Below are 13,121 nucleotides of genomic sequence, written 5' to 3'. Positions count from 1 at the left end.
CGGGGCGGTTATCCCGGTTTTGCCCCGAATTGAAGGCTAATCACAGGAAAATCCCCCGAGTGCGACCATACGTCATTGCCCCAAGCCCCCCCAGTGGGCGAAAATAGCCGCCTTTTTTCGTGACACCACCTATTCAAACCCCCCAGGAGACCAGCGATGCCCAGCCGTCGTGAACGTGCCAACGCCATTCGCGCCCTCAGCATGGATGCCGTGCAAAAGGCTAATAGCGGCCACCCAGGTGCCCCCATGGGCATGGCGGATATCGCCGAAGTACTGTGGCGTGACTACCTGAAGCACAACCCGAGCAACCCTGATTTCGCCGACCGTGACCGCTTCGTGCTGTCCAACGGCCACGGCTCGATGTTGATCTACTCGCTGCTGCACCTGACCGGCTACGACGTCACCATCGATGACATCAAAGGCTTCCGCCAGCTGCACAGCCGCACCCCGGGCCACCCGGAATACGGCTACACCCCAGGCGTCGAGACCACCACCGGCCCGCTGGGGCAGGGTATCGCCAACGCCGTGGGCTTCGCCCTGGCCGAAAAAGTGCTGGCTGCCCAGTTCAACCGTGACGGCCACACCATCGTCGACCACAACACCTACGTGTTCCTGGGCGATGGCTGCATGATGGAAGGTATTTCCCATGAAGTCGCCTCGCTGGCCGGCACACTGGGCTTGAACAAGCTGATCGCCTTCTACGACGACAACGGCATCTCCATCGACGGTGAGGTGCACGGCTGGTTCACCGACAACACCCCGGCGCGCTTCGAAGCGTACAACTGGCAGGTGATCCGCAACGTCGACGGCCACGATGCCGAAGAAATCAAGATGGCCATCGAGACGGCGCGCAAGAGCGACCGTCCGACCCTGATCTGCTGCAAGACTATCATCGGTTTCGGTTCGCCGAACAAGCAGGGTAAAGAAGACTGCCACGGTGCCCCGCTGGGCAACGACGAAATCGCCCTGGCCCGCAAGGAACTGAACTGGAACCACGGCCCGTTCGAAATCCCGGCCGACATCTATGCCGAGTGGGACGCCAAGGCCGCCGGTGCCAAGGCTGAAGCCGACTGGAACCAGCGTTTCGACGCCTACGCCAAGGCCTTCCCGGAACTGGCTGCCGAATTCAAGCGCCGTGACAGCGGCGAGCTGCCGGCCGACTTCAGCGAGAAGGCCCAGGCCTACATCAACGAAGTGGCCGCCAAGGGCGAAACCATTGCCAGCCGCAAGGCCAGCCAGAACGCCCTGAACGCCTTTGGCCCACTGCTGCCCGAGTTCCTGGGTGGTTCGGCTGACCTGGCAGGCTCCAACCTGACCCTGTGGAAGGGCTGCAAAGGCGTCGAAGCCAATGACGCCAGCGGCAACTACGTGTTCTACGGCGTGCGCGAGTTCGGCATGACCGCCATCATGAACGGTGTTGCCCTGCACGGTGGCCTGGTGCCTTACGGCGCGACCTTCCTGATGTTCATGGAATACGCACGCAACGCCGTGCGCATGTCCGCTCTGATGAAGCAGCGTGTGATCCACGTCTACACCCACGACTCCATCGGCCTGGGTGAAGACGGCCCGACTCACCAGCCAATCGAGCAACTGACCAGCCTGCGCAGCACGCCGAACCTGGACACCTGGCGCCCGGCCGACGCGGTGGAATCCGCCGTGTCCTGGAAAAACGCCCTGGAGCGCAAGGACGGCCCTTCGGCGCTGATCTTCTCGCGCCAGAACCTGCAGCACCAGGCACGCGACGCTCAGCAGATCGCCGACATCAGCCGTGGTGGCTACGTGCTCAAGGACTGCGCTGGCGAGCCGGAGCTGATCCTGATCGCCACCGGTTCCGAAGTGGGCCTGGCCGTTCAGGCGTTCGACAAGCTGACCGAGCAAGGCCGCAAGGTGCGCGTGGTTTCCATGCCGTGCACCAGCGTGTTCGACGCTCAGGACGCTGCCTACAAGCAGTCTGTACTGCCGCTGGAAGTGGGTGCGCGTATCGCCATCGAAGCGGCCCACGCCGACTTCTGGTACAAGTACGTCGGCCTGGAAGGCCGTATCATCGGCATGACCACCTACGGTGAGTCGGCGCCGGCTTCGGCATTGTTCGAAGAATTCGGCTTCACCCTGGAAAACATCCTGGGTACTGCCGAAGAGCTGCTGGAAGACTGATACAAGGAAGGCGAGGGCCTTTGGCCCTCGTTCGCGGCACAAGGCCGCTCCCACAGGGTATTGCGTATGCCGTCCCCTGTGGGAGCGGCCTTGTGCCGCGAATGGGCCGCGCAGCGGCCCCGTTCAACTGCCGGAGTTCAAGAGCTACCTATGCCCCACCTGCGTCCCTACAAAGTTGCACTCAACGGTTATGGCCGTATCGGCCGCTGTGTCCTGCGCGCGCTGTTCGAGCGGGGGGCGAAGGCCGGTTTCGAGATCGTCGCGCTGAACGACCTGGCCGATCAGGCCAGCCTGGAATACCTGACTCGCTTCGACTCCACCCACGGGCGTTTCCCCGGTGAGGTGAAGGTCGATGGCGATTGTCTGCATATCAATGGCGACTGCGTGAAGGTAATGCGCAGTGCTACCCCTGAAGGTATCGACTGGGCCGCGCTCGGCATCGACCTGGTGCTGGAATGCTCCGGTGCCTATAACACCCGCGCCGATGGCCAGCGTTTCCTCGACGCCGGTGCGCCCCGGGTACTGTTCTCGCAGCCCATGGCCAGCGAAGCCGACGTTGACGCCACGGTGGTCTACGGCATCAACCAGGCCTGCCTGACCGGCAGCGAGCGCCTGGTGTCCAACGCCTCGTGTACCACCAACTGCGGTGTGCCGCTGCTGCGGGTACTGGACCAGGCGTTCGGCATCGAATACGTGCAGATCACCACCATTCACTCGGCGATGAACGACCAGCCGGTGATCGACGCCTACCACCACGAAGACCTGCGCCGCACGCGTTCGGCCTTCCAGTCGGTGATCCCGGTGTCCACTGGTCTGGCGCGTGGCATCGAGCGCCTGCTGCCGGAACTTGCCGGACGAATCCAGGCCAAAGCGGTACGCGTGCCCACCGTCAACGTCTCGTGCCTGGACATCACCCTGCAGACCGCCCGCGACACCAGCGCGGCCGAGGTCAACCGGGTATTGCGCGAGGCCGCACTGGAAGGCCCGCTCAAAGGCTTGCTGGCCTACACCGAGCTGCCGCACGCCAGCTGTGATTTCAACCATGACCCGCATTCGGCGATCGTCGATGCCAGCCAGACTCGTGTTTCCGGCCCCCGCCTGGTGAACCTGCTGGCCTGGTTCGACAACGAATGGGGTTTTGCCAACCGAATGCTCGACGTTGCCGAACACTTTCTGCACGTCGTTCACCCAACCCGCAACAAACAGCCCTGAAGGACTGCATTCATGACCGTGTTGAAGATGACCGACCTCGACCTGCAAGGTAAGCGCGTACTGATCCGCGAAGACCTCAACGTACCTGTGAAGGACGGTGTGGTAGCCAGCGATGCGCGTATCCTGGCAGCGCTGCCGACCATCAAGCTGGCCCTGGAAAAGGGCGCGGCGGTAATGGTCTGCTCGCACCTGGGCCGCCCGACCGAAGGCGAGTTCTCTGCCGAGAACAGCCTCAAGCCGGTTGCCGACTACCTGAGCAAGGCCCTGGGCCGCGACGTGCCGCTGGTTGCCGACTACCTGGACGGTGTCGCGGTACAGGCCGGTGACCTGGTGCTGTTCGAGAACGTGCGCTTCAACAAGGGCGAGAAAAAGAACACTGACGAACTGGCGCAGAAGTACGCTGCCCTGTGCGACGTGTTCGTCATGGACGCGTTCGGCACCGCTCACCGCGCCGAAGGTTCGACCCATGGTGTGGCCAAGTTCGCCAAGGTCGCTGCTGCCGGCCCGCTGCTGGCTGCCGAGCTGGACGCTCTGGGCAAAGCCCTGAAGGCGCCTGCCAAGCCGATGGCGGCCATCGTTGCCGGTTCCAAGGTGTCCACCAAGCTGGACGTGCTGAACAGCCTGAGCGCCGTGTGCGATCAGCTGATCGTCGGTGGCGGCATCGCCAACACCTTCCTGGCCGCTGCTGGCCACCCGGTGGGCAAGTCGCTGTACGAGCCTGACCTGGTCGACACCGCCAAGGCCATCGCCGCCAAGGTCAGCGTGCCACTGCCAGTAGACGTGGTGGTGGCCAAGGAATTCGCCGAAACCGCCGAAGCTACCGTCAAGGCCATCGCCGACGTGGCAGCCGATGACATGATCCTGGACATCGGCCCGCAAACCGCGGCCAACTTCGCCGAGCTGCTGAAGTCGTCGAAGACCATCCTGTGGAACGGCCCGGTCGGCGTGTTCGAGTTCGACCAGTTCGGCAACGGCACCCAGGTACTGGCCAAGGCCATCGCCGACAGCGCCGCGTTCTCCATCGCCGGTGGCGGTGACACCCTGGCAGCCATCGACAAATATGGCGTCAGCAAGGATATCTCCTACATTTCTACCGGTGGTGGTGCCTTCCTCGAGTTCGTCGAGGGCAAGGTCCTGCCCGCCGTGGCAATCCTGGAAGAGCGGGCCAAGGCCTGATGACGTCGGCGCTTGGCAAAGGGAGTGGCCTGATGGTCAAGCAATTGCCTGTGATGATGCTGGCCGGCCTGCTGAGCGCCTGCTCTGGCAGCCCGGCTTCTGATGCCGATCCGGCGCATTCGCCCAAGGGCGGTTGCTATCAGTCCGAATGGCAGGCCGAAACCGTACCGGTCATCAGCAAGCGCGTGGGCCCGGAAGGCCTGGAAAAGTACGACGAAGACCACCAGCGCAAGGCGCCGGGTTGCCCTTGAGCCCGGCGTTTCGTCGGCTCAGGCAACCAAGCGACCGCTGTGTGGTCATCTAGAGGATATGTAATGAAAGCGCTTTTGGCCGTGACGGCCCTGGCGACACTGGCAGGATGCTCACTGCTGCAGCCGGCGCAACCCGCCCCGGCAGACAACTGGACCCGTTGGGTCTGTGACACCCAGGCCGAAGTGCTGTGGCGCTTCGCCGATGCACAACGCGATCAGGTCGACGTGCGCCTTGGTGGCGGCGACCAGGTCTACCGGCTCAAGTCCGAGCCGGGTGCCTCGGGTGCGCTGTACAGCGATGGCATGCTGGCCTTCCACACCAAGGGCGAAGAAGGCCTGGTGTACTGGGTGGCAACCAACGATCTGATTGGGCGGGGCTGCAAGGCACCGTGACTGGCCGGGCCGCTAGGGTGGCCCACACTACTTGAACAGCAACCGCCCCTGCGGCAGGCTTGCACGAAACATACGACGCTTGTCGGGAGAGAGATACACAATGGCACTCATTAGCATGCGCCAGATGCTGGACCACGCCGCCGAGTTCGGTTACGGCGTACCAGCTTTCAACGTCAACAACCTCGAGCAGATGCGCGCCATCATGGAAGCGGCCGACAAGACCGACTCCCCGGTGATCGTCCAGGCTTCGGCCGGTGCCCGCAAATACGCTGGCGCCCCGTTCCTGCGCCACCTGATCCTGGCGGCCATCGAAGAATTCCCGCACATCCCGGTGTGCATGCACCAGGACCACGGCACCAGCCCTGACGTCTGCCAGCGCTCGATCCAGCTGGGCTTCAGCTCGGTGATGATGGACGGCTCGCTGGGTGAAGACGGCAAGACCCCGACCGACTACGAGTACAACGTCCGCGTTACCCAGCAGACCGTTGCCATGGCACACGCCTGCGGCGTTTCGGTAGAAGGCGAGCTGGGTTGCCTGGGTTCGCTGGAAACCGGCATGGCCGGTGAAGAAGACGGCATCGGCGCCGAAGGCGTGCTGGACCACAGCCAGATGCTGACCGACCCGGAAGAGGCTGCCGACTTCGTCAAGAAGACCCAGGTCGACGCCCTGGCGATTGCCATCGGTACCAGCCACGGTGCCTACAAGTTCACCAAGCCACCTACCGGTGACGTGCTGGCCATCGACCGCATCAAGGAAATCCACAAGCGCATCCCCAACACCCACCTGGTGATGCACGGTTCTTCCTCGGTACCGCAAGAGTGGCTGGCGATCATCAACCAGTACGGCGGCGACATCAAGGAAACCTACGGTGTACCGGTTGAAGAGATCGTCGAAGGCATCAAGTACGGCGTACGCAAGGTCAACATCGACACCGACCTGCGTCTGGCGTCCACCGGTGCCATGCGCCGCCTGATGGCGACCAACCCGAGCGAGTTCGACCCACGCAAGTTCTTCGGTGAAACCGTCAAGGCCATGCGCGACGTGTGCATCGCCCGTTACGAAGCCTTCGGCACCGCCGGCAATGCCTCCAAGATCAAGCCGATCTCCCTGGAAGGCATGTACCAGCGCTACCTGAAAGGTGAGCTGGCCGCCAAGGTCAACTGATCGACCGGCAGCATGAAAAACCCGCAGCGATGCGGGTTTTTTTATGGGCGACAGAACCTGCACATAAACCCGGCAGACTGACCGTTAGTCGGCTACCGTACAGTTGAGCCACTGATAGCGTTCTGATTGCATTGCGCGTTACGGCCTCGGGTCTAGAGTATTAATGGATCCAACCGTATTTTGAAGTCGGTCACATAACAGAGAAGCAGCATGGATGGCGCTCAAGCTCAACCACAGCCACTGGATGGCAGCTCGGTTCTTCTGGTGGTAGACGACTACCCCGAGAACCTCATCAGCATGCGGGCATTGCTGGCCCGGCAGGATTGGCAAGTGTTGACGGCAAGCTCAGGGATGGAAGCCTTGAGCGCGTTGCTCGAGCACGATGTCGACCTGGTCCTGCTGGATGTGCAAATGCCGGAAATGGACGGTTTCGAAGTCGCCCGGCTAATGCGTGGCAGCCAACGCACCCGGCTGACCCCGATTATCTTCCTCACCGCCAACGAACAGTCCGAAGCCGCCGTGCTCAAAGGCTACGCCAGCGGCGCCGTCGACTACATGTTCAAGCCGTTCGACCCGCAAATCCTCAAGCCCAAGGTTCAGGCCTTGCTCGAACAGCAGCGCAACCGGCGCATGCTGCAACGTCTGAGCCGAGAGCTGGAGGCCGCCAGGGCATTCAATGCATCGATCCTGGAGAATGCTGCCGAGGGCATCCTGGTGGTAGATGCCCAAGGTGTCATCAGTTTTGCCAACCCGGCCATTTCGCGCTTGCTGGCGGCACCGGTGCAGCAATTGCAGGGCGCTCACCTGCTTGACCTGGTGCAACTGGCCAATGCCAGCCTGTGGGGTGAGTCCGACTTCTACCAGGCCTACCTGGGGCGGCGCATTTTCCGCGTACACGATGCCCAGTTGCGCACTTTGGGGGGCGAGCTGGTGCCGGTGGCGCTGTCCTGTGCACCGCTGCCGGCCGACCAGCAGGCCATGGTGGTGACGGTGCTGGACATGTCGGTGGTGCGCAACCTGCACCAGCAGCTGGAGTACCAGGCTGTTACCGACCCGCTCACCGGGTTGCTCAACCGGCGGGGTTTCTACCAGGCCGCCGAAGGTGCGCTGCTGCGTAACGAGCGCTCGGACAAGGCGCAGGCGCTGATGTACATGGACCTGGATGGCTTCAAGCGCATCAACGACTCGCTGGGCCACGAAACCGGTGACCGCGTGCTGCGCTGGGTAGGCGAGCAACTCAAGGACTGCCTGGGTAGCGAGGCGTTGCTGGCGCGGATGGGCGGTGATGAATTTACCGCGCTGTTTGATAGCCTGCCTTACCCCGAGCAGGCAGGGCGATATGCCGAGAAACTGCTTGAGCGTATTTCGATCAGTCACCAGATCGAAGGGCTCGATGTGAGCCTTGGGGTCAGCATCGGCATCGCCACCTACCCGGACTGCGGCGCCAATGTGGAAGGCCTGTTGCGTGCAGCCGATGCGGCGATGTATGCCGCCAAGCAGGCCGGGCGCCAGCAGTACCGCTTCTATGACCAGGAACTCAACGGCCGGGCACGTTCGCGCCTGATGCTTGAAGACAGCGTGCGCACCGCTATCGAGCAGCAGGACTTCACCTTGGTCTATCAGCCGCAGGTGTCGTTCATCGATGGCCGTCTACGTGGTTTCGAAGCATTGTTGCGCTGGCAGCACCCCAGCGTCGGCGACGTACCGCCGGGGCTGTTCATTCCGTTGCTGGAGGAAGCGCGGCTGATCAACCGACTGGCCAGCTGGATTTATCGGCAGGGGGCCGCTCAGCGACAGGCCTGGTATGAACGCTTCCCCGCAGACCTGGTACTCGGCATCAGTTTGAGCCGTGCGCAGTTCGTCATGCCCAGCCTGGTTGAAGAGTTGCAGCGGGTCATCCAGCTTTACCAACTGGACCCGGCGCAGCTGGAGGTGGAAGTGGCGGAGACCTCGTTGATGTACAACATCGATGCGGCCGTGAAGCAGATACACCGCCTCCGCGAGTTGGGGGTGCGGGTGGCGCTGGATGACTTTGGTGCGGGTGACTGTTCATTGCGCATGCTGCGCGACCTGCCAATCGATACCCTCAAGCTTGACCGCCACCTGGTGGCACGCCTGCCCGACTCGGCGGTGGATGCGGCCTTGGTCCGCAGTGTGATTGGCCTGTGTGCCGACTACCGCATCACGGTGATTGCCGAAGGGGTGGAGACCCCGGCTCAGGCGGCCTGGCTCAAGGCCAATGGCTGTGAATATGTGCAGGGCTTCCTGGTGGCTTACCCAATGATCGCAGCAGACGCCAGCGGGTTTCCGGCAATTTTCTCGTGGCCTGGGCCATGATTGGCTAGAATCGGCATTCGTTACGCCGAATGCAGCGCCATGACCGTATTACGTTACTTGCAAGCCTACCCCCCGCACCTGCAAGCGCAGGTGCGGCAGATGATCGACAGCGGCCGCCTGGGCGAGTACCTGCAGCGACGCTACCCCGACCGCCATGACGTGCAAAGCGACAAGGCGCTGTACGGCTATGCCCAGGACCTGCGCCAGCAGTACCTGCGCACCGCGCCGGGTCTGGACAAGGTATTGTTCGACAACCGCCTCGACCTGACCCATCGGGCCTTGGGTCTGAACACGGCGGTGTCGCGGGTGCAGGGCGGCAAGCTCAAGGCGAAAAAGGAAATCCGCATTGCCTCGTTGTTCAAGGAGGCCGCGCCACAGTTCTTGCGCATGATCGTGGTGCACGAACTGGCTCACCTGCGCGAGCGCGATCACAACAAGGCGTTCTACCAGCTCTGCCAGCACATGGAGCCGGACTACCACCAACTGGAATTCGACCTGCGCGTCTACCTGACTTATCGGGAGCTGCCGGGCAACGTTTAAGGACCACGCAGCATGGAAGTGAGCAAGACCAAGAGCAGCTTCTACCGCCGTTTGTACGTGGCCTGGCTGATCGACAGCCAGACCGCGACCAGCGTACCCGCGTTGATGGAGGCCACCGGGATGCCACGGCGCACGGCCCAGGACACCATCGCCGCCCTGGCCGACCTGGACATCGTCTGCGAGTTCGAGCAGCAGGAAGGCGCGCGCAACCATGCCGGGCATTACCGCATTCATGACTGGGGGGCGATCGACAAGCAGTGGATCATCCAGCACTTGCGGCAGATCCGCGAAGTCCTGGGCTACCCGTGAAGTTCCGGGGCCTCAGGCTGGCCCCGGCAACCTCAACCTTTGCGCATCCCGATATGCGGAATGTCGTCCTCAAGGTATTCCTCTCCCACCACCGCAAACCCGTGGCGGGCATAGAACCCTTGCAAATGTGCCTGTGCCGACAGGTAAACCGGTACGCCTGGCCAGCAATGCTCAGCCGCCTCCAGCCCCTTGAGCAACAACGGATGCCCCAGCTTCAGCCCGCGCGCTGACGGCGAAGTCACCACTCGCCCGATCACCACATCCCCGCCCTGGGACTGCGGGTCGAGCAGGCGCAGGTAGGCGACCAGCTTGTCATCCTGCCAGGCCATCAGGTGCAGGGTATCGCCCGTCAGGTCCTGGCCGTCCACTTCCTGGTAGGCGCAGCGCTGCTCTACCACGAACACTTCCGTGCGCAATTGCAGAATGGCGTAGAGCTGGTCCTTGCCGAGGTCGGTGTGGTGCTTGCAGAGCCAGTCGATGGACATAGGCGCGAACTCCTTGAGTGAGCCGTCGATCATCGCATGGCCTGTGCCCTTCGGCCAAAATAGAGGCTAAATGACACTATTGGCCGCTGCCCTCGGCGACGGCTTTGTGTAATCTCATCGGCAGTGTGTGCCCCCCATCGCGAAAGGACGTGAGCATGCGGCCACTGCTTTGTGTTCTGGGATTACTGGCAATGATGCTGGCAACCCCCGTCGCAGCTGACGACAAGCTGCGCCTGGTGGCCGACAGCTGGCCGCCGTTCACCGATACCAGCATGCCGGGCGGGGGCTTGGCCACCAGCATTGTCACCACGGCGCTGGCCCGCGCGGGCTATGCCACTACGTTCGAAGAAGCGCCTTGGGCCCGGGCGTTGCTGGGGGTGAGTGAAGGGCGTTACGACGTGCTGATCAATGCCTGGCAAAACGACTCGCGTGCCCGTATCGGGCAGTTTTCCAGCGCTTACCTGACTAACCGTATTCGCCTGCTGCAACGCACGGGCGAGCCATTCCGCTATCAGCACCAGTCAGACTTGTACCCCTACAGCATCGCTGTGGTGCGTGATTACGCCTACTCACCTGAGTTCGATGGTGATACCCGGTTGAACAAGGTGCCGGTGCGCAACTTTTCGTCGGCGGTGCGCATGCTGGCGGCCGGGCGGGTGAACCTGGCGGTGGAGGATGAGTATGTGGCGCGTTACAACTTGCAGCGTGAGCCGCAGGAAGTGCGCGATGGGGTGATGCTGGTGGAGCCGCCGTTGGGGGAGAACACCCTGCATATTCTGGTTAGCCTGAAACACCCGGGGCATGCGCGGATTGTCGAGGGGTTCGAGCAGGCGATTGCGGCGATGAAGGCGGACGGCAGTTATGCGCGGCTGCTGCGCCAGCATGGTTTCTGAAGGTTGTGCCTGCTCTCAGGCAGGCGCACCTTCCTTGATCAAATGGGCGGCCAAGGTCCGCAATGGCCCCAGCTGCCGGCAAATCAGCGCCAACTGTGTCTGCACCAGCCGCTGATGCTCATCCAGCTCTTCCGGCATCTGCTCCAGGGCATTGGCCAGCGCCTCTTCTTCATCACTGTGAATCGCCACCGGTAACCGCGCCGCCAGCCCATTGGCTATTTCGTCCAGGCTGCTGGCCAGGCTTTGCCCGGCGCCTTCGATCAGCTGCTCCTGGACCTCCGCCGGCAACGCCGTGTCGCGGTGTGCACCCAGCCCGGAGAGGTAGCTGAGCAGGGTGTGCGACAGCACCAGGAAACGGAAGCCCACATCCGCTTCCTTACGGAAATGCCCAGGCTCCATCAGCATGTTGGCCAAGGTGGTGGACAGCGCCGCGTCGGCGTTGTGGGCATTGCGCCGGGCCAGGCGGTAGGCCAGGTCGTCGCGCTTGCCGTGGGCATACTGCTGCATGATCTGGCGCAGGTATACGCTGGCGCAGGCCAGGGTATTGGCCAGTGCCTTGTTCAGCCGCCGCCCTTGCCAGTCAGGCAGGAACAGGAACACCGCCAGGATGGCGATCAGGCTGCCCACCAGGGTATCGAACAGGCGCGGCAGGAACAGCCCATAGCCATCGCCGATCTGGTTGAAGCAGAACAGTACCATCAGGGTGATCGCCGCCGTGGCCAGGGTGTAGCGGGTGGTGCGGTTGACGAAGAACACCACCCCGGCGACCACGGCGAACAGCGACTGGATGACCGGGTTGGGGAACAGGTCGAACAACGCCCAGCCTACTGTCAGGCCGACGGCGGTGCCGAAGATTCGCTGTACCAGCTTGCGCCGGGTTGCGCCGTAGTTGGGCTGGCACACGAACAACGTGGTCAGGATGATCCAGTAGCCTTGGGTGGGGTGGATCAGGTGCACCATGCCGTAGCCGATCGACAGCGCCAGCGGCAGGCGCAGGGCATGACGGAACAACAGCGAGGTCGGCGTCAGCTGGGTGCGCAGGCGTGTCCACACGTCTTTAAGCGAGCGTGGGGAGCGGTCGAGCAGGCTGCTGTCGCTGGCGTCGGCCAGGCTGTCCGGGTTGCTGGCGGCGCTTAGCAGGCGGTCCAGTGTTGCCAGGTTGGCGGCCAGTGCCCGCAGCGAACGCAACAGGCCACGCCAGGCCGGGTTGCTCTGGATGCGCAGGTGCTCTAGCGAAGCGTTGAGGTCTTCGAGGGCTTCGGGATAACCGCTGGCCAGCACGAACGGCTGGCGCAGGCGAATCGAGCGCGCCAGTTCCTGGCAGGACGAACCCTGCTTGCGCAGCAGGCGCTGGCAGCGAAACATCACATCACTGTGGAAGAACGCGTCGGTCAGGGCGTTATAGGGGTAGTGCGAGGCACTGACCCGCTCGTGGATGTCCTGGGCCAGGAAATACAGCTTGAGGTAGCGGCTGACCTTGGAGTTCGGCTGGCTGTTGCCGACCCGGTGCAGGATGATTTCCTTGGCTGCGTTGAGCGCCGCCACCACCTTGCCGTTTTGCTGCGCCAGCTCAAGGCGCCGGGCCTCGACGTCAAGGGTGCGGACCGGCTCGAACAGGCTGGCCTTGAGCTTGAGGTAGCTGCCCAGCTCAAAGAACAGCTTGGCCAGGCTTTGCTGCACCGGCTGGTTGGAGAACAGTGCCTGCCATAGCACCGACAGCAGCCCGTACCAGGCCGCCCCCGTCACCAGCAGCAAAGGCTCGTGCCAGAAGTCCGTCACCTGGCCACCGCGCTGGTCCACGCCGATCATGGTGTAAACCGCTGTGATCAAGGTCGCTGAAGCGATCGCACCGTAGCGTTCGCCCAAGGCACCGAGCATGGTCAGGCCGAATGCGGCCAAGGCCAAGGCAACAACGAAAACCCAGGGGTAGGGGAACAGCAGCTCCACCGCCAACGCGGCGATGGCAAAACACACGAGGGTAACGGCAAGGGCGCTGAGGCGGCCTTGCCAGCTGTCGTCGGTTTCGGCCAGGGCACTGGCGATGATGCCGAGGAACAGGGGGATCAGCAGGGCCATCTCGTTCTGGTACCAGCACAGGGCCAGGCTGCCGGTGAGGGCGATGGTGACCCGGATGCTGTAGCTGAACTTGTCTTGGCCCCACAGGCGACGCAGTGACTGACGGAACGAGCTCGATGACATGATGGCC

The 13,121-nt window shown here is 63.0% G+C and carries 12 protein-coding genes; 10 read left to right on the top strand and 2 right to left on the bottom strand.

Features of this window, described 5'->3' with window-relative positions; translation table 11 throughout:
- Positions 1-156 precede the first annotated feature (156 nt).
- The 9 genes from tkt to QQ992_RS25725 all read left to right on the top strand — a co-directional run bounded on the left by tkt (position 157) and on the right by QQ992_RS25725 (position 9,537).
- Entirely contained in the window at positions 157-2,154 is a 1,998-nt protein-coding gene (gene tkt, locus QQ992_RS25765; protein ID WP_286111549.1) for a transketolase, read from the top strand.
- 150 nt (positions 2,155-2,304) lie between these two features.
- Positions 2,305-3,366: an erythrose-4-phosphate dehydrogenase gene (epd, locus tag QQ992_RS25760; RefSeq protein ID WP_012274524.1), complete on the top strand. Its 1,062-nt coding sequence runs from the start codon at positions 2,305-2,307 to the stop codon at positions 3,364-3,366.
- Positions 3,367-3,378: 12 nt separating this feature from the next.
- Positions 3,379-4,542 carry a phosphoglycerate kinase gene (locus QQ992_RS25755; RefSeq protein WP_286111546.1) on the top strand — a complete coding sequence of 388 codons (1,164 nt, stop codon included), beginning with the start codon at positions 3,379-3,381 and terminating at the stop codon, positions 4,540-4,542.
- A complete protein-coding gene (locus tag QQ992_RS25750; protein WP_019097664.1) occupies positions 4,542-4,793 on the top strand; it encodes a hypothetical protein in 252 nt (83 codons plus the stop codon). The genes QQ992_RS25755 and QQ992_RS25750 overlap by 1 nt, the downstream gene beginning before the upstream one ends.
- Before the next feature lie 63 nt (positions 4,794-4,856).
- A complete protein-coding gene (locus QQ992_RS25745; RefSeq protein WP_012274521.1) occupies positions 4,857-5,186 on the top strand; it encodes an MliC family protein in 330 nt (109 codons plus the stop codon).
- Positions 5,187-5,286: 100 nt separating this feature from the next.
- A complete protein-coding gene (gene fba / locus QQ992_RS25740; RefSeq protein ID WP_012274520.1) occupies positions 5,287-6,351 on the top strand; it encodes a class II fructose-bisphosphate aldolase in 1,065 nt (354 codons plus the stop codon).
- 210 nt (positions 6,352-6,561) lie between these two features.
- Positions 6,562-8,688: a putative bifunctional diguanylate cyclase/phosphodiesterase gene (locus QQ992_RS25735; protein WP_110740856.1), complete on the top strand. Its 2,127-nt coding sequence runs from the start codon at positions 6,562-6,564 to the stop codon at positions 8,686-8,688.
- Positions 8,689-8,727: 39 nt separating this feature from the next.
- On the top strand, positions 8,728-9,228 hold the full coding sequence (locus tag QQ992_RS25730; RefSeq protein ID WP_060500996.1) for a M48 metallopeptidase family protein: 501 nt from the start codon (positions 8,728-8,730) through the stop codon (positions 9,226-9,228).
- Between the two features lie 12 nt (positions 9,229-9,240).
- Complete coding sequence (locus tag QQ992_RS25725; protein WP_016395304.1) at positions 9,241-9,537, top strand: winged helix-turn-helix domain-containing protein; 297 nt, start codon at positions 9,241-9,243, stop codon at positions 9,535-9,537.
- A gap of 32 nt (positions 9,538-9,569) precedes the next feature.
- Here QQ992_RS25725 and QQ992_RS25720 read toward each other — a convergent pair whose 3' ends face one another.
- Positions 9,570-10,022: a GNAT family N-acetyltransferase gene (locus QQ992_RS25720; protein ID WP_105946356.1), complete on the bottom strand. Its 453-nt coding sequence runs from the start codon at positions 10,020-10,022 to the stop codon at positions 9,570-9,572.
- A 155-nt stretch (positions 10,023-10,177) separates the two neighbouring features.
- On the opposite strand from QQ992_RS25720, the gene QQ992_RS25715 reads away from it, so the two are divergent.
- Positions 10,178-10,915: a substrate-binding periplasmic protein gene (locus QQ992_RS25715; protein ID WP_286111543.1), complete on the top strand. Its 738-nt coding sequence runs from the start codon at positions 10,178-10,180 to the stop codon at positions 10,913-10,915.
- A gap of 15 nt (positions 10,916-10,930) precedes the next feature.
- Here QQ992_RS25715 and yccS read toward each other — a convergent pair whose 3' ends face one another.
- Positions 10,931-13,114, bottom strand: a complete 2,184-nt coding sequence (gene yccS, locus QQ992_RS25710) for a YccS family putative transporter (protein WP_110740854.1) — start codon at positions 13,112-13,114, stop codon at positions 10,931-10,933.
- Between the last annotated feature and the right edge of the window lie 7 nt (positions 13,115-13,121).

This window comes from Pseudomonas kurunegalensis, assembly GCF_030291635.1.
GTDB classification, from domain to species: domain Bacteria; phylum Pseudomonadota; class Gammaproteobacteria; order Pseudomonadales; family Pseudomonadaceae; genus Aquipseudomonas; species Aquipseudomonas monteilii.
The sequence above is the reverse complement of the archived record's forward strand: the minus strand, read 5'-3'. Positions and strand labels throughout refer to the sequence as shown.

Excerpts from the sequence above, each read along its gene's own strand:
- tkt (WP_286111549.1), top strand. The coding sequence starts at position 157 with ATGCCCAGCCGTCGTGAACGTGCCAACGCCATTCGCGCCCTCAGCATG.
- epd (WP_012274524.1), top strand. The coding sequence starts at position 2,305 with ATGCCCCACCTGCGTCCCTACAAAGTTGCACTCAACGGTTATGGCCGT.
- QQ992_RS25755 (WP_286111546.1), top strand. The coding sequence starts at position 3,379 with ATGACCGTGTTGAAGATGACCGACCTCGACCTGCAAGGTAAGCGCGTA.
- QQ992_RS25750 (WP_019097664.1), top strand. The coding sequence starts at position 4,542 with ATGACGTCGGCGCTTGGCAAAGGGAGTGGCCTGATGGTCAAGCAATTG.
- QQ992_RS25745 (WP_012274521.1), top strand. The coding sequence starts at position 4,857 with ATGAAAGCGCTTTTGGCCGTGACGGCCCTGGCGACACTGGCAGGATGC.
- fba (WP_012274520.1), top strand. The coding sequence starts at position 5,287 with ATGGCACTCATTAGCATGCGCCAGATGCTGGACCACGCCGCCGAGTTC.
- QQ992_RS25735 (WP_110740856.1), top strand. The coding sequence starts at position 6,562 with ATGGATGGCGCTCAAGCTCAACCACAGCCACTGGATGGCAGCTCGGTT.
- QQ992_RS25730 (WP_060500996.1), top strand. The coding sequence starts at position 8,728 with ATGACCGTATTACGTTACTTGCAAGCCTACCCCCCGCACCTGCAAGCG.
- QQ992_RS25725 (WP_016395304.1), top strand. The coding sequence starts at position 9,241 with ATGGAAGTGAGCAAGACCAAGAGCAGCTTCTACCGCCGTTTGTACGTG.
- QQ992_RS25720 (WP_105946356.1), bottom strand. The coding sequence starts at position 10,022 with ATGTCCATCGACTGGCTCTGCAAGCACCACACCGACCTCGGCAAGGAC.
- QQ992_RS25715 (WP_286111543.1), top strand. The coding sequence starts at position 10,178 with ATGCGGCCACTGCTTTGTGTTCTGGGATTACTGGCAATGATGCTGGCA.
- yccS (WP_110740854.1), bottom strand. The coding sequence starts at position 13,114 with ATGTCATCGAGCTCGTTCCGTCAGTCACTGCGTCGCCTGTGGGGCCAA.